The sequence below is a fragment of the Porphyromonas cangingivalis genome, assembly GCF_900638305.1.
Lineage (GTDB): Bacteria > Bacteroidota > Bacteroidia > Bacteroidales > Porphyromonadaceae > Porphyromonas_A > Porphyromonas_A cangingivalis.
Window position 1 is genome coordinate 371,658 of record NZ_LR134506.1, and the last position, 24,760, is coordinate 396,417.

The following is a 24,760-nucleotide window of genomic DNA, read 5'->3' on the forward strand; positions in this document are numbered from 1 at the left end:
TCAAGCCAGTCCCTTAGCTCAGTTGGTTAGAGCGCTACACTGATAATGTAGAGGTCGGCAGTTCAACTCTGCCAGGGACTACAAGTAAAAGTATAATATTAGGGGGATTAGCTCAGCTGGCTAGAGCACCTGCCTTGCACGCAGGGGGTCATCGGTTCGAATCCGATATCCTCCACTATTCCTTCACTCTTCTGAGGGTGATGGACAGTATAAATAGCGATCATAGACATATTGACAAGTAAAGAATAGAGAATAGAAAACGTAAACGAGAGAAACGAGTTCTACGCTTCTGCTGTTTGGCGCAAGTCGGACGGTTGTGGCGGAAGGATTTATCTCGGGCGCTATACTTTTAAAAGAGTATAGTTTACGAAGTATACGAAATAAACGTAATAGTTCATTAGGAAGTTACTTTTTTGCTTATTGAAGACATAATCAAGATTTCTTAGGAGGTCTTGGTAAAGATTCGATATAAAGCAGATAAGGGCAGACGGTGGATGCCTAGGCTCTAAGAGGCGATGAAGGACGTGATAAGCTGCGATAAGCTGTGGGTATTGGCACATACGATTTGATCCACAGATTTCCGAATGGGGCAACCCGGCGTGTTTAACGGCACGTCACAGACACGATGCGTGTTTGAGCGAACGTGGGGAACTGAAACATCTTAGTACCCATAGGAGAAGAGAACAATAGTTATTCCCTTAGTAGTGGCGAGCGAACGGGGAGGAGCCCAAACCGATGTTGTTTCGGCAATATCGGGGTTGTAGGGTCTCGAACAAAGTGTACAGGAGGTATGTAGAGGAACGGTTTGGAAAGGCCGGCCACAGTGGGTGACAGCCCTTTACTCGAAACAGAAGACCTGCATGACGAGATACCTGAGTAGCGCGGGACACGTGTAATCCTGTGTGAATCCGGGAGGTCCATCTCCCAAGGCTAAATACTCCTTAGAGACCGATAGTGTACAAGTACCGTGAGGGAAAGGTGAAAAGCACCTCGACGAGAGGATTGAAATAGACCCTGAACCCGTCTGCCTACAAGCGGTCGGAGCACAATTAATGTGTGACGGCGTGCCTTTTGCATAATGAACCTACGAGTTACTGTGAATAGCGAGGTTAAGTGTTTTAAGACACGGAACCGAAGCGAAAGCGAGTTTTAAATGGCGATAGTTATTTACAGTAGACGCGAAACCAAGTGATCTACCCTTGTCCAGGTTGAAGTGTAGGTAACACTACATAGAGGACCGAACCGTTAAACGTTGAAAAGTTTTCGGATGAGATGAGGGTAGGGGTGAAAGGCTAATCAAACTTGGAGATAGCTCGTACTCCCCGAAATGCATTTAGGTGCAGCCTTTGGAATATACTATAAGAGGTAGAGCGACTGATTGGATGCGAGGGTTTCACCGCCTATCAAGTCCAGACAAACTCCGAATGCTTATAGGCAGTGCCAAGGAGTGAGGGCATGGGTGCTAAGGTCCATGTCCGAGAGGAGAAGAATCCGGACCATCGGCTAAGGTCCCGAAATGACAACTAAGTTGTATTAAACGCGGTCACGATGCACAGACAGCTAGGATGTTGGCTTGGAAGCAGCCATTCATTTAAAGAGTGCGTAACAGCTCACTAGTCGAGGATTGTGGCATGGATAATAATCGGGCATAAGTTGTCTACCGAAGCCGTGGGATACGTAAGTATCGGTAGGGGAGCATTCCAAAAAGGGTAGAAGGCACAGGGACGACCTGTACTGGACTATTTGGAAGAGCAAATGTAGGTATAAGTAACGATAAAGGAGGTGAGAATCCTCCTCGCCGAAAGACTAAGGATTCCTGATCAACGTTCGTCGTATCAGGGTTAGTCGGGACCTAAGGGATAGCCGTTTAGGCGTACCCGATGGATGAATGGGTTAATATTCCCATACTCCCGCATTGAGTGATGTGGTGACGGAGTAGTGATAGTCCTGCCTACTGACGGAATAGTAGGTTGAAGGGTGTAGATTAAGATCGGTGTAGGCAAATCCGCACCGAGAGTCGAACCTGATAGTACACGGAACCTTCGGGGGAAGTGATAAGGGCGTAAACAGACTTCCAAGAAAAACCGCTAAACGTTAATCAATGTAGGGACCCGTACCGTAAACCGACACAGGTGGTTGGGTTGAGTATACTAAGGCGCTCGAGCGATTCGCGGTTAAGGAACTAGGCAAATTGGTCCTGTAACTTCGGAATAAAGGACGCCTACGGAGACGTAGGTCGCAGAGAATAGGCCCAGGCGACTGTTTAACAAAAACACAAGGCTATGCAAACTGGAAACATGAAGTATATAGTCTGACACCTGCCCGGTGCTGGAAGGTTAAGAGGAGGAGTCATCCATATGGAGAAGCTCTGAATTGAAGCCCCAGTAAACGGCGGCCGTAACTATAACGGTCCTAAGGTAGCGAAATTCCTTGTCGGGTAAGTTCCGACCTGCACGAATGGTGTAACGATCTGGGCACTGTCTCAACCGCGAACTCGGTGAAATTGTAGTATCGGTGAAGATGCCGATTACCCGCAACGGGACGAAAAGACCCCGTGAACCTTTACTATAGCTTTACATTGTATTTGGGCATTAGATGTGTAGGATAGGCCGGAGACTGAGAAACAGGTACGCCAGTATTTGTGGAGTCGTTGTTGAAATACGGCCCTTTTGATGTTTGGATACTAACTCGTGGATTATGAGGACAATGTATGGTGGGTAGTTTGACTGGGGTGGTCGCCTCCAAAAGCGTAACGGAGGCTTCTAAAGGTGCCCTCAGGCCGATTGGTAACCGGTCGCAGAGTGTAATGGCATAAGGGCGCTTGACTGGGAGACACACAAGTCGCACAGGAAGGAAACTTGAGCATAGTGATCCGGTGGTTCCGTATGGTAGGGCCATCGCTCAAAGGATAAAAGGTACTCCGGGGATAACAGGCTGATCGCTCCCAAGAGCTCATATCGACGGAGCGGTTTGGCACCTCGATGTCGGCTCGTCACATCCTGGGGCTGGAGAAGGTCCCAAGGGTTGGGCTGTTCGCCCATTAAAGTGGCACGCGAGCTGGGTTCAGAACGTCGTGAGACAGTTCGGTCTCTATCTGTTGTGGGCGCGAGATATTTGCGAGGGTCTGACACTAGTACGAGAGGACCGTGTTGGACGTACCACTGGTTTATCGGTTGTTTCGCCAGGAGCACTGCCGAGTAGCCACGTACGGTAAGGATAAGTGCTGAAAGCATCTAAGCACGAAGCCCTCCTCAAGATTAGATATCTTTATAGGGTGGTTATAGACGATGACCTTGATAGGCTACAGGTGTAAATGCAGTAATGTAAAAGCCGAGTAGTACTAATAGCCCGAACGCTTTATATCGTTTTCTTGTATTCTTTTTGGGTTTCAGAAGATCCTGAAGGAAGTAAAGGACCTAAAAGAATAGAAGGAAACAAAAGAGAAAAATCATAAGCAAAACGAAAAGAGTAACACAGATGTTCCAAACTGTTACGAAGTCGTATACGTGTAAAGAATTCGTATGGGTTCGGTCTCATAGAACAGACATCGAACCTGCGCGAGATGAATCGAGAGAATGGGACGAACGAAGACCGAGAGGTTTTCGGGGAGTTTCTTTGAGTAGACGATTTCTACTTCTCTATCTTGGACTTGTCAGATATGCCTTAATATATCTCTCTGATGACCGGTGTAAAGAAACGGTCAGGAAGAAGAGAGGGAAATAACGAAATAATTAAGGTGGCTATAGCATTGGGGATCCACCTCTTCCCATCCCGAACAGAGCAGTTAAGCCCAATCACGCCGATGGTACTACGCAAGTGGGAGAGTAGGTAGCCGCCACTTTTACAGTCGAGAGAGCTTTGGAGACAGATGTCTTCGAAGCTCTCTCTTTTTTGTTTAGCTCGACCATAACCGACTATTAAGCCAATCCCTCATAAGTATTTCTTAATCTCATGAAAATAAATGTCTTCTTCTTTGATCCGATGTGATTTTGATTCTTCTCGAATGAGGGGCTCGATATGCACCATCTTTTTTTTCCTTAACTTAGTGTTCTAATTGGATATTTAAGATATGAAGCATAAAGAGATAGGGGGCAAACTTCGTTATGTTGATAGAGATATTAGTTGGCTCTACTTCAACAGACGTATACTCTTTGAGGCTCAGCGCAAGGATGTGCCCTTGCTCGAAAGACTCAAGTTCCTTGGTATATACTCTAATAACTTGGATGAGTTCTTTAGGGTACGGATCGCTTTGCTCAGGCGTACCATTGATGGGTTCGATCCGGCTGTCTCTGATGCAATGAGACGAGAAACGGTCTCTCGCCTTAGGCAGATATATAAGATAAATGCTGACCTCAATAGCGCATTTGAAGATACTTTTGCTCATCTTATTTCCGCTTTGGGACAGGAGGGGATTAGGATCATACGGGAAACGGAGCTGCCTCAAGGGAAATTGGAGGATGAGGTGCATAACTTCTACATGACAGAGTTAAATGCTTCGACCAATCCGATCTTTTTGCAAAAGATAAAATCAATCACCGATGTTTTGGATGAGTCTATTTACTTGGCTGTAGAGCTCAAGGAGATATCACCGGATGGGCGTGTGTTACAGGAGGATATTGCCATCATTCGTCAGCCGGTTGAGAAGTTTGGGCGTTTTATCAGGCTTTCTGATAACAGTGATGGGAATGTGTACATCATGTTTTTGGATGATGTCATTCGACATAACTTGAAGTACATTTTTGTTGGCAAGAAGTACAACAGTTTCCAGGCCTATACGTTCAAGTTCACCAAAGACTCTCAGGTCAAGATGGATGATCAGGATAATGATGGAGGCGTCTTGGAGCGTATATCAAAGGGACTGAATAAGCGACGCAAAGGGGACCTTCTACGAGTCGTCTTTGATAAAGAAATGCCTAAGCCGATGAGAGATAAACTCTTCAAAAAGGCTCAATTAGATAGGAAAGACGCCAAGATCCCCGGAGGAAGATACCACAACACCAAAGACTTGATGACATTCCCTTCATGTGATAGAAACGACTTATTGTATGCTCCACAGCCCCCAATTGTGGAATATGGAGACGGTGTTTCTCAAAGTATCATAGATAAAATTCTGCTTAAAGATAGAGGGTTACATTTCCCTTATCAGAGTTTTGATAGATTTATCCGTGTCTTGCGGGAAGCTGCCATCAGTGATGATGTCAAGGAGATAAAGGTTACATTGTATCGGGTGGCAAGAGAGTCTAATGTGGTGAATGCTCTCATCGCTGCAGCTCGAAATGGAAAGAAGGTGACAGCTGTCGTGGAGCTTTTGGCTCGGTTTGATGAGGCGAGCAACATCCTTTGGAGTCGGGAGATGATGGCTAATGGGATAAAGGTCGTGTTTGGGCCTGAGAAGTTGAAAATCCATAGTAAGTTGGTTCATATTTCGACAAAGAATGGAGATATTGCTTGTGTGAGCACGGGGAATATGCATGAGGGGACAGCCAAGATTTACACGGACTATATGCTTTTGACGAGAGATAAGCGGATCGTAAATGAGATCAACAAGGTGTTTACATTTATCGAACAGCCTTACTTGAATGTTTCGTTCAAAAATCTCTTGGTGGCACCTAATGATATGAGAAATCGTTTTGTCTACCTGATCAACAAGGAGATCAAAAATAAGAGAAAGGGACTGAATGCCTACATCAAAGTGAAGGTGAACCATATCACGGATCCTCGTATCATCAATCTCTTGTATAAGGCTGCAGAAGTCGGCGTGAAGATTGAGCTTTTGGTACGGGGAAACTGCTCTATTGTGCCGGATTATTGTAATCCTAATATTTTTGTCAATGCTATAATAGACAGGTATTTGGAACATTCTCGTATTTTTATCTTTTGTAATAACGACAATCCTCTTTACTTCATAGGATCCGCCGACTGGATGGAACGTAATATGGATAGGCGTATTGAGGTGGTTTCTCCGGTGTATGATGAAGATATCAAGAAAGAACTCTCCATGATTGTAGAGAAAGGGCTGGATGATACATCACAAGGACACTGGGTCAATATGAATGGTAATTTGCCAAGAAGAAAGGGGGCTTCAAAGATTTTTGAGCGTTCTCAAGAAGAACTTTATCGATTTTATTTGGAGGATAATCCCTTAAGGTAGATGATTGAGATGATTTCCTCACTTTTGCGCCTTGATTTTTACTTTTTCTAATTTGTCATGATAAATCTATGGTTTGAATTCGTACTTGATACTAGAACCTGCGAACTTGGATTTGGGGATGATGGTCTTGTTTAATCGGTAAGAAATGTGTACCTTTGTAGGCCGAATTTTATATTCAGAAGAATAGAAGTGAGCAGGTCGGATGTCCGCTATCGCATGAGAGTGTCCACTCTTGGTAGTAGGTGACGGCTTCGCGTAACTTTTTTATTAACCAAATTAATTTATTTATAGAAAGTGGAAACTTTAAGTTACAAGACCATTTCTGCAAACAAGGCAACTGTGAACAAAGAGTGGGTTGTAGTCGATGCTACAGGTCACTCATTAGGCCGTCTGTGCAGTGAGATCGCGAAGATCTTGCGCGGCAAAAATAAGCCTAACTTTACTCCTCACGTTGACTGTGGTGACAACGTTATCGTCATCAATGCAGACAAAGTCGTCCTAACAGGTCTAAAGTGGACGGACAGAGAGTATTTGACATTCTCGGGATACCCCGGAGGTCAGAAGGCATTCTCTCCGGAGAGATTGAAACAAAAGGGTGTGGACCGTCTTTTCCGTAAGGTCGTTAAGGGTATGCTTCCAAAGAACAAGCTTGGAGACAAGATCATCAACAACCTTTATGTCTATGGCGGTAGCGAGCACAAGCATGCTGCACAACAACCTAAACTTGTCGAACTAAAAACTATCTAAGTAATCAACTATGGAAGTTATCAACGCATTAGGTAGAAGAAAAGCAGCCGTAGCTCGTGTCTACGTGAAAGAGGGTAGTGGTAAAATCGTGATCAACAAAAAGGAACTCGCTGCTTACTTCCCATCATCACTCCTACAGTTTGTCGTAAAACAACCTCTTGCTACTCTCGGTGTAGAAGAAAAGTATGACATCTATGTGAACCTAAAGGGTGGCGGTTTCAAAGGTCAGAGTGAAGCCGCTCGTCTTGGTATCGCACGTGCTCTCGTGAAGATCAACGCTGAAGATAAGGCTGCACTTCGTGCACAAGGCTTCATGACTCGTGACCCACGTACAGTAGAACGTAAGAAGCCTGGTCAACCAAAGGCTCGTAAGAGATTCCAGTTCTCTAAGCGTTAATACATCGTCTTCGCCTTTGGAGGGATGTCGGGTACAGCGTACTTCGGTGTGTTCTCCTAAGAAAAGAGATAAGAATACAGCAATATTTAATCCACGTTTAGTATCTAAATCTGTGAGATGGGTTGTCCTCCAAAAATACAATAAGGACTGTGTAGAAATACCCCTACTCGTAGGTTGAAAACAAACAGAAAGTAAACGAACAACTATGTCAAGAGTAACATTTGAACAACTCCTTGAGGCCGGTGCACACTTTGGTCACCTCAGAAGAAAGTGGAATCCAGCAATGGCTCCTTATATCTTTATGGAGCGCAATGATATTCACATCATTGACCTACACAAAACAGTTGCCAAAATAGATGAGGCGGCAGAAGCATTAAAGAAAATGGCTCAAAACGGCAAGACTGTCCTTTTCGTTGCTACAAAGAAGCAAGCAAAGGAAGCCGTGGCTGAACTTGCTCAAGCTGCTTCGATGCCTTATGTAGTGGAAAGATGGCCAGGCGGCATGCTTACCAACTTCCCAACCATCCGTAAAGCTGTCAAGAAGATGGACACCATCGATAAGATGACTTCTGACGGTACATTCGATAACCTCTCTAAGAGAGAAAAACTTCAGATCAATCGCCAACGTGCTAAGCTCGAAACAACTCTTGGTTCGATCGCAAGCATGAAGCGTCTCCCTTCTGCTCTTTTTGTCATCGACGTGATGAAGGAGCATATCGCAGTTCGTGAAGCAAACAGACTTGGTATCCCCGTATTTGGTATCGTGGATACAAATTCTGACCCTTCAAATATCGACTACATGATTCCAGCAAATGATGACTCCACTAAGGCTATTGAGGTTATCCTCGGTGCAATGGTAGAAGCAATCAAGGAAGGTGCGACTGAACGTAAGATCGAAAAGCAAGACGATGAAAACAACGAAGATGCAGCACCACGTCGTGAACGTCGTGCTCGTACAGGTGGTGTTCGTCGTGAGCGCACAAAGAAGGAAGATAGCGAAGCAATGAATGCTCGCATGGCTGACAAGTTCCAAAAGGAAACTGAAGACAACGAATAATCAAGTCTCTATACTTGATTGCTTCGGAGGAGATAGACTTTGTAGTTCAGCGGTATCTTTTGGATCAAACGCAGAACTACAAAGTCTCTCAGATTAAAGAATAATAGACTGAATAACAAACCTAAAACAAAAGAATATAACTATGGCTGTATCAATGGCAGACATTAGCCATCTCAGAAAGATGAGTGGCGCTGGTATGATGGACTGTAAGAAGGCTCTTGAAGAAGCTAATGGAGACTTCGATAAGGCAATGGAAATCATCCGTAAGAAAGGCCAAGCAGTAGCTGCGAAACGTTCGGATCGTGAAGCAACAGAAGGCTGTGTCCTTGCTCAGAGCAATGGCTCCGATTTTGCTTGCATTGTTGCGATCAACTGTGAAACTGACTTCGTTGCAAAGAATGAAGACTTCGTCGGCATGACTCGTGAAGTCCTTGAAGCTGCGATGAGTAGCAAGCCTGAAAGCAAGGAGGCTCTCCTCGCTACAACTCTTGCAGATGGTCGTACAGTAGCTGATCGTATCACAGACCGCTCAGGTATCACAGGTGAAAAGATGGAGCTTAGCTCTTATGAGTTTGTCAAGGGGGCTGCTACAGTAGAGTATGTCCACCCAGGTAACAAATTGGCTACAATCGTAGCTTTCAACGAAGGTCTTGAGCATCAAGTAGCTCGTGATGTAGCTATGCAGGTTGCTGCAATGAATCCCGTAGGAGTGACACCTGACAGCGTTCCACAAAACATCATCGATCAGGAGTTGGAAATTGCTCGTGACAAGGCTCGTGAAGCCGGTAAGCCTGAAAATCTTCTTGATCGTATCGCTGAAGGTGCTCTTCAAAAGTATTACAAGGAGAACACCCTTTTGATGCAGGAGTCTATCAAGAATCCTAAGGAAACGGTAGAGCAGGTACTTAAGGGTGTGTCAAAAACACTTACTGTGCTTGCATTCAAGAGAGTAAACCTTAACGTAGACTAAGATTTTTGACGATAGTTCAATCTCTCAGAAACAGAGAGACTCTCGTGATATAGTGTTTATATCCGAGAGCCTCTCTAGTTTTTTTGTCGTAAATATAACAACAAGATACACAATAGATTTTTTGTATATTTGCGAAAAGCCAACATTCATGAACTCTAAGTGAAATAATTCTCCTAATCATGACAAAAAAAGTTTTTTCTATTATCTGTATGGCATTTTTGACAACTGCCTGTGGATCTAAGAAGACCGATTCAGGTCTCGAAGGTAATCCATTTTTGACAGCAAGTACGCTTGAATTTGGGGCACCAGATTTTGATCAGATCCAAACTCAGCACTATCTACCTGCAATGAAAGAGGGTATTCGCCTCGAAAAGGAAGAGATCGACGCAATCGTAGCCAACTCAGAGGCGCCAACGTTCGAAAACACAATCCTTGCTCTCGAGAAAGCCGGTGATGTTTTGAGACGAGCTTCCAGCGTTTTCTTTGCTATTGCCGGTGCTGACAAGACTTCTGAAATTCGTGAGATAGAGGCAGAAGTGATGCCGATCCTTACAGAATGGAGCAATGAGAAGAGCCTCAATGAGGGTCTCTTCAAGAGGATCAAGGCCGTTTACGAAAACGAGCGTGCAACACTCACCGGAGAAGATCTCAAGTTATTGGAGGAGGTCTATGATTCTTTTGTACGTGAAGGAGCAGAGCTTGATGCTGACAAAAAGGCTCAACTCAAGGAAATCAATTCTAAACTTGCTGATCTTCAGCAACAGTTTGGCAACAAGGTAACTGATGCCACTGTAGCCGCAGGTGTGTGGGTTGACACAGAAGAAGAGCTTGCGGGTCTTAGTCAAAGTCAGATCAATCAGTGCAAGAAGGATGCTGAGTCTGCCGGAGGTAAGGCTCCTTATTATTATATTGTCATTACAAATACCACTCAGCAGTCAGTCCTTGCTTCTCTTGAAAACAGAGCCCTTAGAGAGCGTGTTTACAACGCTTCCATTCACAGGACTGATGAGACTTCTGAGAACAATACTTATGGTATCATCGTCGAGATGGCAAAGCTCCGTGCCCAAAAAGCAGCTTTACTTGGGTATCCAAACTTTGCAGCCTATACTGTAAGTAATGCGATGGCAAAGACTCCTGAGAATATCTATTCATTCTTGAACGGCCTTATTGTCGAATATCTTCCAAAGAGCCAACAGGAAACAGCAGAGATCGAAGCGTATGCTCGCAAGACTCAGGGCTCAGATTTCCAACTGCAGCCTTACGATCGTTTTTTCTATTCAGCTAAGATGAAGGCTGAAAAGTTCAATATCACAGATGAGCAAGTTCGTCCATATTTCAATATGGATACAGTTCTCATCAAGGGTGTATTCTATGCAGCAGAGAAGGTATTTGGTCTTTCTTTTTCTGAGCGCACAGATCTTCCCGTATACCATCCTGACGTGAAGGTATACAACGTACACGACACAGATGGTAGCATCATGGCACTCTTCTATGTTGATATGTTCCGTCGTCCAACCAAGCAAGGTGGTGCGTGGATGGGTGCTTTCCAAAAGCAATCACACTTCTTCAATGCAAAGCCTATCATATACAATGTATGCAACGTAGCTAAGCCTGCAGAAGGAGAGCCTTGTCTGATCAACTGGGATGAGACCACTACAATGTTCCATGAGTTTGGGCACGCTCTTCATGGTATTGTTTCAGATTGTAAGTATAACACACTTTCCGGGACAGCTGTTGCTCGCGACTTCGTTGAGCTACCATCGCAGTTCTATGAGTACTGGGCTTCACAACCCGATATCTTTGACAACTATGTCAAGCACTATCAAACAAATGAGCCAATGCCTGCTGATTTGAAGGAAAATATGCTCAAGTCTGTAAATTATCATGCGGCATACGCATTAGGTGAAAATCTTGCGTCTACCTCATCAGATCTTGGCTGGCATATGCTCACTGCAGATCAAGTCCCTTCGGCCGAAAATGCACCTGTATTCCAAGAAAATCTTCTCAGAGAGATCGGTCTCCTCAATCCTCAGATTCCACCTCGTTACAATCCTACTTATTTCCGCCATGTTTGGGGTGGTGGGTATGCAGCTGGTTACTATTCTTACCTCTGGTCAGAAGTCCTCGCTGTGAATGTTGGAGATGTCTTCACAAAGGCTGGAGGTGTCAATCGCGAATTGGGTCAAGCTTATCGTGAAAAAGTTATCTCCAAGGGTAATACTCTACCTCTCGAGCAGATCTTCACCGACTTCACTGGCCTCGCTCAGCCTGATGCAAAGCCACTTCTCAAAGCTCGTGGCTTATAAGGCAATAGTACAATATACTGATACGAAATTCTCCATCTGTCCAATGAGGATAGGTGGGGGATTTTGTTTTTGGAAGTTTGGCGAAGGTCTTCACCCCAGGGCTGACGCATTAAAAAAGGAACTTTCTAATTACTTTTATGGTCATTAAAAGGACGTTAGTTATGTATCATTCTCTATTTGAAAGTCTCTGCATGATTTCAGACCCACGGATAGACCGTAAAAAAGTTTACCCTCTTGACTTTTTACTTCTGATCGTTTTTCTCTCTACACTCTCAGGCAACACCTCTTGGTATGAGATTGAAGATTATGCTGAGGAATATGAGGAAGAATTGAAAAGCCTATACGAAAAGCTTACCGGTGATCGCCTTACGCATACCATGCCCTCTCATGACACCCTCAACAGAAGCATCAGTCTGTTGGATGTAGAAGCCTTTGAGGGGGCCTACAAACGATGGATTGAAGGGTTTATCTCGGTGACTTCGGGTAAGCATATTTGCATTGATGGCAAGACGATGCGAGGAGTCAAGAAACTCTCTTTTGATACACAATCCCATGTCGTCTCTGCCTTTTCGCCACAAGACATGTGCAGTCTTGCCCAACTCTACATCGACCAAAAAACAAACGAAATACCGGCTATACATCAACTTCTTCATTTGCTTGACTTGAACGGATCTGTTGTCTCCATTGATGCCATAGGAACACAAACTGCCATTGCCGAAGGAATCATTGATAAGGGTGGAGACTATGTATTGTGTGTTAAAGGGAATCAAAGTTTGAGTCTGCAAGAGATAGAATCCTATTTCTGCCCTCTGTTTCAGAAACATACCCTCCTTGACGAGCAAACGGAACTATCTCACGGACGCATAGAAACACGTCGCTATGAAAGTATCCTCAATCCCTTGGAGATAGAAGCCAACGAGGTGTTGGCTCGCTGGAAAGGCTTGAGGTCGATACACAAAGTTGTACGTAAACGAAGGGATAAAAAGAGCGATAAAATGAGTGAAGAAGCAGCCTACTACATTTCGTCATTGACAGATCTTTCTTTATTGAAACAGACTATTCGTGGACATTGGGCCATAGAGAACAAGTTACATCACTGTTTGGATGTCTATTTCGGACACGATGCCTCGCACAAGAGAACAAAGAATGTAGCGCAGATTATGGATATCATTCAAAAGATTAATTTACTCATTATAGAGCGACTGAAAACGAATATGAAGTCTTCAATCCCTCGTGTTCAGAAAAAACTTGCTCGAATGAAGCCTCAACAAATAATGACAATACAATTTTAATGCGTCAGCCCTGCCAACTCGGTTAGCCTTGATAGAGCCTCAAGTGTCGGTGCGGATTGGATCACAGATACAGAGATATATCATCCTCTTGATAGTGTCGCAATGCATCTTACATATCGGGATGTGCATTTAGATTATTTCATAGGTCGGGAGTCCATTGTCTCTCGTGCTGTCAGTGGAGCCCCATTACAGATTAACAGTGATGGAGGTCTGAGTTTGAATGGGTGTCCGATCATTCGGTTTTCGCGGGCTTTTCTCAAGCAAATTCAGGTCTTGAAGGATAAAAACTATAAATTGAAATGCGCAAAGGTTAATTTTGTCCTCTATTGGTACAAAGAGGATGAAAATAGGGAGATTCAAATCATCCTTCCCGAATTGCATTTTGAAAAGGTTAAACCCCATGAATGATTACTCTCTCAAATGTCTTGACCTTGACAGAATGAATTATGTGGTTCGATAGAATTTATTCTATCGAACCACATAATTCATTCCGGTACCCATCGGACAGCTTAATGATCGGTCTTGTCCGAAAGAACTCTGTCTATTCGGATAAATATCATTTCAGCTTCTGTTACTTAGATTGGCTTGGAGTAACCTACTGTCTTCTGTGGATCGTAGTGTAGGTCAAAGGTTGCTGCTACATTGCGTACAAAGAGATGGGCGGAGGGATTGATCGTTATTTTGCCGTCGTCGAGAGTACACAGACCGTCTCGGATCATCATCTTCAGATCCTGATGTCTTAAGAAGTTGATCTCTTGTAACGAGTCTGCTTCTCTGCCATGACGTGATGCTATGTCAAGTGGAGAACTCTTATAGTTGCACATGAGGTCATTGATGATGTCTCGTGCCAAGCGTTCGTCATCGGAGAGACTGTACCCGATATGTGTTGGTAGTTCTCCTCGATCGATGGAGGCATAATACTCGGGTATAGTCTTTATGTTCTGTGCATACGAGCCTTCCAATTGAGATATGCCTGTCACTCCAAGGGCATAGACTTGTCCTGATATTTCCTTGGGACAGTAGCCTTGGAAGTTGCGATGCAGGGTGCTTTCTCTCAATGCAATATAGAGAGGATCATCTTTGAGGACAAAGTGATCAAGCCCGATGACTTCATAGCCTGCCGAGGTGGCGATAAGTGAGGCGGTCTCGTGCATACTTTTTTTTGCCTTCATGTCAGGCAGTCCTAAGATTTCCAACTCTTTCTGTATTGTATGGATCCAGGGGACATGAGCATATGAGAAGGTGACAAGTCTGTCCGGCCTGCACGCAACTGCTTTTCGGATCGTATCTCCAAAGCCTTCAGGTGTCTGAAGTGGAAGACCATAGATGAAATCGAGATTGACGCGTTTGCCTTGGGCGTGTATCATCTCCACAATCTCTTTAACAGGTAGCTTGGATGGCGTTCTCCTGACAGCCTTGAGTACATTGTCATCAAAGTCTTGTACGCCCAGACTGTATCGTGTGAATGGCATACGCAGAAGGTGATTCCATTCTTCTTGCCCCAAATAGCCCGGATGACACTCGATGGCGATCTCTGCTTCCGGGGTTAGGGCAAATGCAGATGTTATCTCTGTCAGTACCTTTTCTATGAAGTGTATGGGTATCGCAGTCGGGGAGCCTCCTCCGAAGTGGATCTGGGAGATCTTGCGCATCGGGTCAAGATGCGTGCGTATCATACTGAACTCCTTTATGACATAATCGATATAGGTCTCTATCCCATTTCGTTGTGCAGGGAAAAGCTCTTTGTTGCACGCACAGTAGGAGCATATCCTACGACAAAATGGGATGTGGATGTAAAACGACAGATCGGATGCGCCGTGAATGTTGGAGCGTATGATATCGTCTCTATAGGATGTCGAGGTATAGTCCGATGTGAAGAGATTGGCCGGAGGGTAGCTGGTGTATCTCGGGACCGGGATGTTGTATCTGTCTATGATGTCTTGTGACAGATGATTTTCCGTAGTCTGCATGGCTCGATTATTCTGTAGATGAGACGAGATGCCCGATTAGCGTTGCAGATGAGGCTTGATCGATCTTGACGTGGACGAACTGTCCGATGCGTGAGTCTCCTTTGTCGAAGACCACTACCTTGTTCTGCTGAGTGCGACCAAATAATTGTTCTCTGGACTTCTTTGAAAAGCCTTCGATAAGTACCTCAAAGATCTTACCGATATCCCTCTTATTGCTTTCTTCGGAGAGTTGATTTTGGAGATTGATCATGCGTTGGAGTCTGTCGAGTTTGACCTCTTCGGGGACATTGTCTTCGAGATTTTTTGCAGCGTAGGTGCCCGGACGTTCGGAATATTTGAACATGAAGGCGGAGTCGTAACCGACCTCTCTCATGAGGTCCAGGGTCTCTTGGAAGTCTTCTTCAGTCTCGTTGTGAAATCCACAGAAGATATCTGACGAGATGCCGCAGTCAGGCATGGCCTCTCTGATCTTTGCGACCCGGTCAAGGTACCATTCGCGTGTATAGTTGCGGTTCATGAGCTTGAGGACCTTGTTGCTACCTGACTGTGCCGGTAGGTGGATGTGTTTGCAGATGTTGGGATGCTTTGCCATCATGGCGATGGTCTCATCGCTCATATCCTTGGGATGGGGGGAGGTAAAGCGTATGCGCATCTTGGGCGCACGGCTTGCAAGGATGTCGAGTAGGGCAGTGAAGTCGATGACCTCTCCTTCGGGTGTCGTGTACTTGTAAGAGTTTACATTCTGACCCAGGAGTGTCACTTCTCTGTAACCTTTTTCGACCATCGCATCGAGCTCGTTGAGAATACTCTGCACTTCACGGCTGCGCTCTCGTCCTCTGGTATAGGGGACGATACAGTAGGTACAGAAGTTGTTGCACCCTCTCATTATCGAGATAAAGCCTGAAATGTGCAGACCAGCCATCTTGAGTGGGATGACGTCTTTGTAAGTCTCCTCTTTTGACAGCTCTATGTTGATGGCTTTTTCCCCCTTCTCTGCTGCACCTACAAGGTTCGGAAGGTCAAGATATGAGTCCGGTCCGACGACAAGATCGGCATGGTGATCGTCGATGAGTGTTTGCTTGACTCGCTCTGCCATACAGCCGAGGACACCGATGATCATATTGGGTCTTTGTTTGCGTCTGAGGGCATCGATCTGACTGAGGCGGTTGTAGACTTTTTGTTCTGCATTTTCTCTTACAGAACAAGTGTTGAGGAGTACCGCATCCGCTTCATTGATGTCTTCGGTCATCTCGTAGCCATCCATCTGCATGATAGAATGCACGACCTCACTGTCTGCGAGGTTCATCTGACACCCATAGGTCTCCAAATACAGCTTTTTTGTTGTGGTAGTATTCGTGTGAAGATTATCGTTTGTATTCAAACTCATTTTGTGGAAATAAAATGTGGTGTATAGGTAAAAAAGTCTCTCCGAATTTGCTTTCGGAGAAAGTAATAAGTACATTTGAGGACAAATGTACGAAAACTAACGCTATTAGCTTTTGACAATGGTATTTATAGCCCTATTTTTAGTTTTATTGATCATCATTTTTAAGTTTTTGAACAAGGAGTTGTCTGCGTACAAAGACGTAGATCAAGGCGAGTTCGAAGAGCTGAACGAACAGCCGTATGTGTATGATTTTGATGAAACTGAAATGTATGTCGAAGAGGCGCGAAACTATGAGACTAAGCCTAAATATGATTACAATAGGGAAGAGATAGTCATGAAAGAGGCTCCTCGGTCAGTACCTATAAAACCTATCGAGATGCTCGAAGAGATTGCGGAAGAGAAACCTGTGGGTGTCGAGATATTGGGTGACAGTACCGAAGATCTTCGTCGTGCTGTAATTTTGAGTGAAATATTACAACGAAAGTTTTAGTACGTTTGTTAGATAAGAGGTGGAGCTTTCCTTCAAATGCGCCCCAAAGATAATCGTTAAACAATAACTAAATAGAATAATACTGAAAAATCATGGCCTTAAACTTTATTACTGCCGAAGAGGCTGCTATGTTTGTCAATCATGATGATAATGTGGGCTTCAGTGGCTTTACTCCTGCCGGTTGTCCTAAGGTGGTCTCACAAGCTATTGCAGAACGAGCGATCCGAGAGCACGAAGCCGGGCGTCCGTTTCAGATCGGTATGTTTACCGGTGCATCTACCGGAGACAGATTAGATGGTGCTTTGGCAAGGGCAAATGCAATAAAATTTAGAACACCATATCAGTCCAACAAAGATCTTCGAGAACTTTTGAATTCTCGTAACACACACTATTTTGATATGCACCTTTCGCTTCTCCCACAAGAGTTGAGATATGGATTTTTGGGTAAGGTGGATGTCGCTATCGTTGAGGCTGCAGATGTTACCGAAGACGGTGAGATCGTCCCCACTGCTGCGGTGGGAATCTTACCAACTATTTGTCGCATGGCTGATCGTATCATCGTCGAGCTTAACGATAAGCATCCGAAGGAAATTCGTGGTATCCACGATATTGCAGAGCCCAAAGATCCCCCTTGCCGTGAAGCTATTGCTATCTATGAGGTCTCTGATCGTGTAGGGCTTCCTTACGTAAAGGTGGATCCAAAGAAGATTGTCGGGGTCGTGCGTACATCTGAACCCAATGATGATGGTGGATTTGCTCCTCTTGATGATGTGACAAAGGCCATCGGAGAGAATGTTGCGAAATTTTTGGTTCAGGAGATGAAGGCTGGGCGTATTCCAGCCGAGTTCCTTCCTGTTCAGAGTGGTGTAGGTAATGTTGCGAATGCAGTCTTGGGAGCAATGGGTGATAATCCTGAAATTCCTAAATTTCAGGTGTACACTGAGGTTATTCAAGATGCGGTGATAGGCTTGATGAAGAAGGGGAAGGTGACATTTGCCAGCGGATGTTCACTCTCAATCTCCAGAGAGGTTATTCGGGATTTGTATGCTAACCTATCGTTCTTCAAGGACAAGTTGCTCCTTCGTCCACAAGAGTATTCTAACCATCCTGAAGTCATTCGTCGCTTGGGACTTATTACCATAAACACAGCTCTCGAAGCTGACATTTTTGGTAATATTAACTCTACTCATGTGCTTGGTACTAAGATGATGAATGGTATCGGTGGTTCGGGAGACTTTACAAGATCCGGGTATATCTCCATCTTTACTACGCCATCGACTGCAAAGAATGGAAATATCAGTGCTTTTGTACCGATGGTGTCCCACATGGATCATAGTGAACACTCGGTGAAGATTATCATTTCAGAATATGGTATCGCTGACCTCAGAGGGAAGTCTCCTATCCAGAGAGCTGAGTGTATCATCGAAAACTGTGTGCACCCTGATTATCGTGAGAACTTGAGAGAATACCTTGCTTTGGGTGTGAAGGGACAAACCCCTCAACACTTAGGTGCTTGTTTTGAGTACCACAAGCAGTTTGCAGAGACCGGATCGATGAAAAATGTAGACTGGTCCAAGTTCAAAAAATAAGATGAAGAGACTTCTTCATGATCTATTTCTCGGCTGTGTTTTGTTTCCTGGGATGCTTGCTTGTATGCCATCTCAAAAGGGACAAGATACAGCCGGGAGGCTGTTTCCCCCGGCTTTGCCTATCCCTCCGGACTCTATATCCATTCCGGAAGAGAGAGCTTCTTATATCGTCAATAATGTTTGGCTGCCTTACGATTCATTGACCACGCAGATGTTTGAGGGGATCCCCTCCATGGAGCAGTTTATCGTGGATTATTTTGCCATCGGAACTGTTGCGGATAAAAAGTCATTTTCTAACTCTGTTGTTACGGCTCTTGGTAAGTCTACTCCCGACTTCTATGCTCATTTTCTGGACTTTGCAGAGATGTATTTGGATCACTCCAACTCTCCTATCTATAATGAAGATCTATATGCTTTATTTGTAGGGCAGGTCTTGAGGAGTTCAGTCGTTACCTATGCGGACAGTATCCGTCTTTCTGAAAGACTGACCGGATACGCAAAGAATAAGGTGGGAGACATAGCCGCCAATTTCTCCATCCGCTTGTCCGATAGCCGTAAGATAAGTCTTCACGATATTGCGAGTCCTTTGACTATTTTGATTTTTTACGAGTCCGAGTGTGAGACTTGCATAGAGACGCTGGATTTGATTAAATCTTCTGATGTCTTCTTGACTCTTGCTGCAGAGCAAAAGGTAAAAGTCCTGTGTGTCGATATGACTAGTGAAACAAGAAGTGCTCAGTCTGCTAGAGAAAAGTGTCCGACTTGGATGATGATGGGATATGAGAGTGAGCAAGCAATCAGACAGCAACAGCTTTATTATCTACGGACATTCCCTACTATCTTTCTCTTAGATCAAGACAATAGAGTGTTACTCCGTCATCTCAGGGTGGATCAGTTAGAACAGTGGCTCCGAAACAATACTTAAACCTTCTTTATCATTTATGAAAGGTATAATACTTGCCGGTGGCTCAGGTACACGCCTTTATCCCGCGACATTGCCATTCTCCAAGCAATTAATTCCTCTGTACGACAAGCCGATGGTTTACTATCCGTTGTCTGTACTTATGTTGGCGGGGATCCGTGATATTCTTATCATTACGACACCGGATGATCGTCCTTTGTTTGAGAAACTGTTAGGTGATGGTCACCAATGGGGACTCTCTCTGAGCTATAAGGTACAAGAGAAACCCGAAGGGATTGCTCAAGCGTTTTTGATCGGTCGAGACTTCATTGGAGACGATAGTGTTTGTCTTATTTTGGGAGATAATATTTTCTATGGTCAGTCATTTACGCATACTTTGCGCACCGTTGTCGATCAAGTTCAGAAGAATGAAGAAGCTGTAATCTTCTCGTATTATGTACGAGATCCTGAGCGTTATGGAGTTGTTGAGTTTGATGAGGATAGGCGAGCTATTTCAATAGAAGAGAAACCCCTTGTGCCAAAAAGTAATTATGCAGTCGTTGGGCTTTACTTCTATCCCTCCTCGGTGGTGGACATAGCATCCAAGATTCAGCCATCGTACAGAGGTGAGTTAGAGATCACCACTGTCAATCAACATTACCTTGAGGCAAAGCAGCTAAGGGTCGAGCCTCTTGGGCGAGGGTTTGCTTGGCTTGATACAGGTACACACGAGTCTCTCTATGAAGCCGGAGACTTTATCAGAGCCATCGAGAGACGTCAAGGTCTCAAGGTCGCTTGCTTGGAAGAGATCGCTCTTAACAATGGATGGATTGAAAAGGAAAGCCTTTATGAGCTTGTTCAGAGATATAAAGGAAGCGATTATGCTACTTATCTGGCACGATTGGTGAAGACTTTTTAGTTTTCGGGAATGGGAGCTCTCATGTCGCATCCCTCTCTAAATCGAGAACATCCGAGAGCGGTTTTACCTCGAATGATCACGCCCTGACCGCACTTAGGACACACATCTCCTTCTTTGATGAGATTTGTATCCTTCTTTTTTTTCTTTGATGTTGCCTTTTCACTTGCGCTTTCGAGCAGGGACTGCATCGAACGATTGTCTAATTTTACTTCTAACATCAATGCTGAAACCATTTCCTTCAGTTCGTTTAAGAACGATTCCGGTGCATATTCTCCCTTGTCGATCAGTCTTAGTTTGTATTCCCACTCTCCTGTCAGGCGAACGCTTTTTAGTAGCTCATTATTGATGATGTGTACAAGCTCGACACCCATAGGCGTCGGGATGAGGCTCTTTCGTTCCTTTCGGATGTACTTTCTTTTCAGTAGAGTTTCGATGATTGCCGCACGAGTAGATGGGCGGCCGATCCCTTTTTGCTTCATGGCATCTTTCAGATCTTCGTCGTCCACCAATTTACCTGCTGTCTCCATAGCCACAAGCAGAGATGCTTCTGTATAATTTTTGGGAGGCTGTGTCTCTTTTTCAAGTAGATCTGGGATATGCGGTCCTCGTTCACCTTTCGCAAATGTGGGCAGAACATTTTTATCCTCTTCTCCATTATTTTCATCCTCATCCGAGGTTGTCAGGTCATACACTGCACGCCACCCGAGATCAGTGATTATGCGACCTGTCGCCTTGAATTCTATGCCTTCTATGTCTGCCATGACTGTCGTCGCTTCATACTGCATGTCAGGATAAAATATAGCGACAAAACGCTTGAGTATGATGTCATATACATTTTGTTCGAAGGTCGAAAGCCCAGAAGGTTTATATCCTGTAGGTATGATTGCGTGGTGATCCGTGACCTTAGAGTCATCAAAGTGCTTCTTGGACTTTGTGAGTTTTTTTGATCTTAGGGGTTCGATCAGATGTGGAACTACTTGATGTAGACCATTGAGGATGCTTGGACATTTATCGTAGATATCATTAGTGAGATAGGTTGTATCCACACGAGGATATGTTGTCAGTTTTTTCTCATACAGCGATTGGATGTATCTCAGAGTTTCTTCGGCAGTGTATGAGAACTTCTTGTTACACTCTACTTGTAGAGACGTAAGGTCAAACAACCTCGGTGCACCCTCTTTTCCCTTTTTTGTTTTGATATCGGTGACCTTCAGATCACTTGTTTTTATACGTTCTATGACCTCTTGAGCCTCTTCGACAGTAGCGTATCGACCTTTTGTCGATGCGAAGGTCGTGTCTCTATACAAGGTCTTGATCTCCCAATACAGTTCAGGCTTGAAGCTCTGTATTTCCTCAAAGCGTTCTACGATTAAGGCAAGGGTAGGGGTCTGCACACGGCCTATTGAGAGCAGGCGCTCCCCTGGTTTTGAGTACTTCAACGTATACAAACGTGTTGCATTGAGTCCCAATATCCAGTCTCCGATGGCACGACTCAGCCCGGCGTAATATAAGTTTTGGAAGTCCTTGCTGTCTCTGAGGTTTTGGAATGCCTCGCTGATTGCCTCGCTCGTCATGGATGACAACCAGAGACGCTTCACAGGGCAGCTGCATTCCGCAAGTTGCAGTACCCATCGTTGTATCAGTTCGCCCTCCTGTCCGGCATCCCCGCAGTTGATTACCTCAGAAGCCTCACTGACAAGTCTTTTTATGGTCTTGAACTGGTTATCTATCCCTTTGTCTTCTAATAGTTTTATACTAAACCTTTCGGGTATGATAGGTAGGGATGAAAGTGTCCAGCGTTTCCACTCGGGGCGATAATCTCCCGGGTCTTTCAGGGTGCACAAGTGTCCGAAAGTCCAAGTCACTCTGTATCCGTTTCCTTCGAAATAGCCATCATGGCGAGATGTAGCACCGATGACTTGGGCTATTTCTCTTGCTGCAGATGGTTTTTCGGCGATACAGAGGATCATTGGATGAAATGCTTTTGTGGATTACCGTGTTTCTTCGGCACAAGAGTCTCTTGGCCATGTTTCGGAGCAAAGTTACATCAATTGCTCAAACTCACAAAGAGAATCCTCAGTACAGTATAAGTCCCGATATTCCGGCCAAGATGATGAGCAGGATCGGATGAAGCCACTTTTTGAGCACGAAAAGCAATACCACCCCGAAAAGGAAATAACTCTTATAGTCTATAAAGTTCTCTCCGTTGATAAGCAGTAGTGCCGCAGCTGCGATGAGCCCGACAGCGGCAGGCCGGATTCCTGTAAATACAGCATCTACATGCTTGTTCTGTCTGAATTTTGCAAACGAAAGCGAAATCAGTAGTACCAATACAAATGAAGGCAAGCTCACCGCCACGGTTGCTAATATGCTACCCCAAACACTCCCTGTGACAGTATAGCCTATGTAGGTTGCACTATTGATGCCGATGGGACCCGGTGTCATCTGTGAAATGGCTACAATATCCGTAAATTCTTGCATCGTGAGCCAATGATGTTTGTGGACAACTTCCTCTTGGATAAGTGAGAGCATCGCATAGCCACCGCCAAAACCGAAAAGTCCGATCTTCAGATACACCCAAAGTAGTTCGAGATAGATCATGATACCCTGTTATTTGTTTTGGTGAGTGATTTGCTTCTTGATAAAGGTGACATATAGCCATCCCAGCAGACCTGCAATGATGATGATCGTAACAGGGTTGATACCCCAATGCCATATCAATATCGCTGATAGAGCCGGTATCCAGACTTTTTTCCAACCCAACTTCATCGTCTTCCAAGTACTTACCACCGGTGCTGCAATCAAGGCGACCACTGCCGGGCGTATGCCCTTGAACACCTTCTCGACATAGGGATTTTCCCTGAACTGTGTCAGGTACATTGCAATGATGAGGATAATGAGCATGCTTGGTAAGGTTGTCCCAAGAGCACACACGCAAGCTCCCCAAAATCCTTGAAGACGATAACCGACAAAGATAGAGATGTTGACGGCAAAGACCCCGGGTAGCGATTGAGCCACGGCGAAGAGGTCTATAAACTCCTCATCCGTCATCCACTTGTGCTTGGAGACAATCTCTTCTCTGATGAGCTGTAGCATGGCATGACCTCCCCCGAATGTAAATGAGCCTATGAGGGAGAAGGTCTTGAAGAGTTGCCACAGCTGATGTCTGTCGAGGGTGCTATCCATATGTGTCTGTCTTTTCACTCTTGTCGGCTGTCCTATTTATCTCCTTCCGGATGAAAAAAAGAAAAGCTATCCAATACACATATATATATTGGATAGCTACGGTAGCCCATAGGGGAATCGAACCCCTCTTTCAAGAATGAAAATCTTGCGTCCTAACCGATAGACGAATGGGCCAATGTTTCTTGTTAACTCGACCTTGTGTGTTATGTGCCCCTAACCATTGCGGTCAAAGCATACACCTCAAGCGTCCAAGACTTAGAGTGCGTTTGCCTGTCTTGTGAGTTTTGACTTTAGGTTTGCAGCCTTGTTCTTGTGGATACGTCCCTTAGAAGCCATACGATCAAGCATCGAAGTGATTTCTGGCAACTTTGCCATCGCTTCAGCCTTGTCTGTGATGTTTCTGAAGTTACGGACTGCATTACGCATTGTCTTGCCGTAGTATCTATTGCGTAGACGACGAGTCTTGTTTTGTCTGATTCTTTTAAGTGCTGACTTGTGATTTGCCATGACTACTTTTTAGTTTTCTTATTCTTTTTATTTGTAGCCCATAGGGGAATCGAACCCCTCTTTCAAGAATGAAAATCTTGCGTCCTAACCGATAGACGAATGGGCCAAATCTTACTCCTCTGTATTTTGTGACTTCTCACTGGTAGGAGTGGTTTTGCGTTTGCAAAGATACGGAATAAATTTCGATACTTCCAAATCTTTTTGCGAGATTTTTTTGTCGAGATGGAACAGTATCATCACAAATCCGCTTATCTGAAGAAATGACAAAGAGTGCTAAGGTATGACCTTGGGGCACTCTTTGTCTTTAGGTGATCATGATGGGATTGCCGAAACTATCCCATACCCTGTCGTTTTAACGACGGATACCGAGCTCCTTGATGATTGCGCGATATCTTTCGATGTCTTTGCTTGCGAGATAGTCGAGCATGCGACGACGCTTACCTACCAGCATCTTAAGAGATCTTTCTGTACTATAATCCTTTCTGTTGACCTTTAGGTGTTCGGTCAAGTGTGAGATACGGTATGAAAACAATGCTATCTGGCTCTCAGGTGAACCGGTATCAGTGTTAGACTTTCCGTGCTTCTCGAAGATTTCTTTCTTTTTTGCTGAATCTAAATACATGATTCTAAAACGTTTGTTTCTTGAAAGTGTTAGTAATTACGTCTCTCCTGAGCTTTCACTCCTTGGATCAACCCTGCAAAGGTACACTTTTTGGTTTTTATACGCAATAGTTGTGTTGATATTATTTGCTTCGCTTTGAGTCGTTTGTTGTTTGGAAAGAGTATTTTTGAGGGGCTTTTTGATGTGCGTATTTTGTCGGTATGTTTCCTCATGAGTGTTTGTAGATATGCTTACATCCTACTTTGTTTTATTAAATTTTAATGTGTGGT

18 protein-coding genes, 4 tRNA genes and 2 rRNA genes are annotated in these 24,760 nt (G+C 44.6%); 15 read left to right on the forward strand and 9 right to left on the reverse strand.

Annotated elements, in window-relative coordinates:
* Positions 1-7: 7 nt before the first annotated feature.
* The 11 genes from EL262_RS01510 (at position 8) to EL262_RS01560 (ending at position 12,920) form a co-directional block, all read left to right on the forward strand.
* Positions 8-81 (forward strand) — tRNA-Ile (locus tag EL262_RS01510).
* A 20-nt stretch (positions 82-101) separates the two neighbouring features.
* Positions 102-175 (forward strand) — tRNA-Ala (locus tag EL262_RS01515).
* Between the two features lie 292 nt (positions 176-467).
* Positions 468-3,364 (forward strand): 23S ribosomal RNA (locus tag EL262_RS01520).
* Between the two features lie 368 nt (positions 3,365-3,732).
* A 5S ribosomal RNA gene (rrf, locus tag EL262_RS01525) occupies positions 3,733-3,841 on the forward strand.
* Positions 3,842-4,069: 228 nt separating this feature from the next.
* Entirely contained in the window at positions 4,070-6,151 is a 2,082-nt protein-coding gene (locus EL262_RS01530; protein WP_025839587.1) for an RNA degradosome polyphosphate kinase, read from the forward strand.
* A 294-nt stretch (positions 6,152-6,445) separates the two neighbouring features.
* Positions 6,446-6,898: a 50S ribosomal protein L13 gene (gene rplM / locus EL262_RS01535; RefSeq protein WP_025839585.1), complete on the forward strand. Its 453-nt coding sequence runs from the start codon at positions 6,446-6,448 to the stop codon at positions 6,896-6,898.
* 10 nt (positions 6,899-6,908) lie between these two features.
* Positions 6,909-7,295 (forward strand): 30S ribosomal protein S9, encoded by a 387-nt coding sequence (gene rpsI, locus EL262_RS01540; RefSeq protein ID WP_025839583.1) that lies wholly within the window; start codon positions 6,909-6,911, stop codon positions 7,293-7,295.
* A gap of 205 nt (positions 7,296-7,500) precedes the next feature.
* On the forward strand, positions 7,501-8,352 hold the full coding sequence (gene rpsB / locus EL262_RS01545; protein WP_025839581.1) for a 30S ribosomal protein S2: 852 nt from the start codon (positions 7,501-7,503) through the stop codon (positions 8,350-8,352).
* Between the two features lie 142 nt (positions 8,353-8,494).
* The gene (gene tsf / locus EL262_RS01550; RefSeq protein WP_025839579.1) at positions 8,495-9,322 is read left to right on the forward strand and encodes a translation elongation factor Ts; all 828 of its coding nucleotides are present in this window, start codon (positions 8,495-8,497) and stop codon (positions 9,320-9,322) included.
* Positions 9,323-9,531: 209 nt separating this feature from the next.
* Positions 9,532-11,628: a M3 family metallopeptidase gene (locus EL262_RS01555; protein WP_025839577.1), complete on the forward strand. Its 2,097-nt coding sequence runs from the start codon at positions 9,532-9,534 to the stop codon at positions 11,626-11,628.
* Between the two features lie 161 nt (positions 11,629-11,789).
* Positions 11,790-12,920, forward strand: coding sequence for an ISAs1 family transposase (locus EL262_RS01560; RefSeq protein ID WP_078735819.1), 1,131 nt, complete (start codon positions 11,790-11,792; stop codon positions 12,918-12,920).
* 575 nt (positions 12,921-13,495) lie between these two features.
* Here the strand turns inward: EL262_RS01560 and hemN are convergent.
* Together hemN and miaB are read right to left on the reverse strand one after the other, a co-directional pair.
* Positions 13,496-14,890: an oxygen-independent coproporphyrinogen III oxidase gene (hemN, locus tag EL262_RS01565; RefSeq protein WP_078735810.1), complete on the reverse strand. Its 1,395-nt coding sequence runs from the start codon at positions 14,888-14,890 to the stop codon at positions 13,496-13,498.
* 7 nt (positions 14,891-14,897) lie between these two features.
* Complete coding sequence (miaB, locus tag EL262_RS01570) at positions 14,898-16,277, reverse strand: tRNA (N6-isopentenyl adenosine(37)-C2)-methylthiotransferase MiaB (protein WP_025838445.1); 1,380 nt, start codon at positions 16,275-16,277, stop codon at positions 14,898-14,900.
* Positions 16,278-16,389: 112 nt separating this feature from the next.
* On the opposite strand from miaB, the gene EL262_RS01575 reads away from it, so the two are divergent.
* The 4 genes from EL262_RS01575 (at position 16,390) to rfbA (ending at position 20,176) form a co-directional block, all read left to right on the forward strand.
* A complete protein-coding gene (locus EL262_RS01575; protein WP_164715426.1) occupies positions 16,390-16,767 on the forward strand; it encodes a hypothetical protein in 378 nt (125 codons plus the stop codon).
* A gap of 92 nt (positions 16,768-16,859) precedes the next feature.
* The gene (locus EL262_RS01580) at positions 16,860-18,356 is read left to right on the forward strand and encodes a butyryl-CoA:acetate CoA transferase (protein WP_078735811.1); all 1,497 of its coding nucleotides are present in this window, start codon (positions 16,860-16,862) and stop codon (positions 18,354-18,356) included.
* A 64-nt stretch (positions 18,357-18,420) separates the two neighbouring features.
* Positions 18,421-19,281 carry a DUF5106 domain-containing protein gene (locus tag EL262_RS01585; RefSeq protein WP_159442739.1) on the forward strand — a complete coding sequence of 287 codons (861 nt, stop codon included), beginning with the start codon at positions 18,421-18,423 and terminating at the stop codon, positions 19,279-19,281.
* Between the two features lie 16 nt (positions 19,282-19,297).
* Positions 19,298-20,176: a glucose-1-phosphate thymidylyltransferase RfbA gene (rfbA, locus tag EL262_RS01590; RefSeq protein ID WP_025838452.1), complete on the forward strand. Its 879-nt coding sequence runs from the start codon at positions 19,298-19,300 to the stop codon at positions 20,174-20,176.
* On the opposite strand, the gene EL262_RS01595 is transcribed toward rfbA, so the two are convergent.
* The 7 genes from EL262_RS01595 to rpsO form a co-directional block, all read right to left on the reverse strand.
* Positions 20,173-22,146 carry a DNA topoisomerase 3 gene (locus tag EL262_RS01595; RefSeq protein ID WP_025838455.1) on the reverse strand — a complete coding sequence of 658 codons (1,974 nt, stop codon included), beginning with the start codon at positions 22,144-22,146 and terminating at the stop codon, positions 20,173-20,175. The genes rfbA and EL262_RS01595 overlap by 4 nt on opposite strands.
* Positions 22,147-22,252: 106 nt before the next feature.
* Entirely contained in the window at positions 22,253-22,777 is a 525-nt protein-coding gene (locus EL262_RS01600) for a chromate transporter (RefSeq protein ID WP_025838457.1), read from the reverse strand.
* A 9-nt stretch (positions 22,778-22,786) separates the two neighbouring features.
* Positions 22,787-23,362 (reverse strand): chromate transporter, encoded by a 576-nt coding sequence (locus EL262_RS01605; protein WP_078735813.1) that lies wholly within the window; start codon positions 23,360-23,362, stop codon positions 22,787-22,789.
* A 102-nt stretch (positions 23,363-23,464) separates the two neighbouring features.
* Positions 23,465-23,536, reverse strand: a tRNA-Glu gene (locus tag EL262_RS01610).
* An 81-nt stretch (positions 23,537-23,617) separates the two neighbouring features.
* A complete protein-coding gene (rpsT, locus tag EL262_RS01615) occupies positions 23,618-23,869 on the reverse strand; it encodes a 30S ribosomal protein S20 (protein ID WP_025838459.1) in 252 nt (83 codons plus the stop codon).
* 34 nt (positions 23,870-23,903) lie between these two features.
* Positions 23,904-23,975: transfer RNA gene (locus tag EL262_RS01620), tRNA-Glu, on the reverse strand.
* Between the two features lie 246 nt (positions 23,976-24,221).
* Positions 24,222-24,491, reverse strand: coding sequence for a 30S ribosomal protein S15 (rpsO, locus tag EL262_RS01625; RefSeq protein ID WP_025838461.1), 270 nt, complete (start codon positions 24,489-24,491; stop codon positions 24,222-24,224).
* Between the last annotated feature and the right edge of the window lie 269 nt (positions 24,492-24,760).

What these genes read in the sequence shown, in the direction of transcription:
- EL262_RS01530 (WP_025839587.1), top strand. Translation starts at nt 4,070, where the DNA reads ATGAAGCATAAAGAGATAGGGGGCAAACTTCGTTATGTTGATAGAGAT.
- rpsI (WP_025839583.1), top strand. Translation starts at nt 6,909, where the DNA reads ATGGAAGTTATCAACGCATTAGGTAGAAGAAAAGCAGCCGTAGCTCGT.
- rpsB (WP_025839581.1), top strand. Translation starts at nt 7,501, where the DNA reads ATGTCAAGAGTAACATTTGAACAACTCCTTGAGGCCGGTGCACACTTT.
- tsf (WP_025839579.1), top strand. Translation starts at nt 8,495, where the DNA reads ATGGCTGTATCAATGGCAGACATTAGCCATCTCAGAAAGATGAGTGGC.
- EL262_RS01555 (WP_025839577.1), top strand. Translation starts at nt 9,532, where the DNA reads ATGGCATTTTTGACAACTGCCTGTGGATCTAAGAAGACCGATTCAGGT.
- EL262_RS01560 (WP_078735819.1), top strand. Translation starts at nt 11,790, where the DNA reads ATGTATCATTCTCTATTTGAAAGTCTCTGCATGATTTCAGACCCACGG.
- hemN (WP_078735810.1), bottom strand. Translation starts at nt 14,890, where the DNA reads ATGCAGACTACGGAAAATCATCTGTCACAAGACATCATAGACAGATAC.
- miaB (WP_025838445.1), bottom strand. Translation starts at nt 16,277, where the DNA reads ATGAGTTTGAATACAAACGATAATCTTCACACGAATACTACCACAACA.
- EL262_RS01580 (WP_078735811.1), top strand. Translation starts at nt 16,860, where the DNA reads ATGGCCTTAAACTTTATTACTGCCGAAGAGGCTGCTATGTTTGTCAAT.
- EL262_RS01585 (WP_159442739.1), top strand. Translation starts at nt 18,421, where the DNA reads ATGCCATCTCAAAAGGGACAAGATACAGCCGGGAGGCTGTTTCCCCCG.
- rfbA (WP_025838452.1), top strand. Translation starts at nt 19,298, where the DNA reads ATGAAAGGTATAATACTTGCCGGTGGCTCAGGTACACGCCTTTATCCC.
- EL262_RS01595 (WP_025838455.1), bottom strand. Translation starts at nt 22,146, where the DNA reads ATGATCCTCTGTATCGCCGAAAAACCATCTGCAGCAAGAGAAATAGCC.
- EL262_RS01600 (WP_025838457.1), bottom strand. Translation starts at nt 22,777, where the DNA reads ATGATCTATCTCGAACTACTTTGGGTGTATCTGAAGATCGGACTTTTC.
- EL262_RS01605 (WP_078735813.1), bottom strand. Translation starts at nt 23,362, where the DNA reads ATGGATAGCACCCTCGACAGACATCAGCTGTGGCAACTCTTCAAGACC.
- rpsT (WP_025838459.1), bottom strand. Translation starts at nt 23,869, where the DNA reads ATGGCAAATCACAAGTCAGCACTTAAAAGAATCAGACAAAACAAGACT.
- rpsO (WP_025838461.1), bottom strand. Translation starts at nt 24,491, where the DNA reads ATGTATTTAGATTCAGCAAAAAAGAAAGAAATCTTCGAGAAGCACGGA.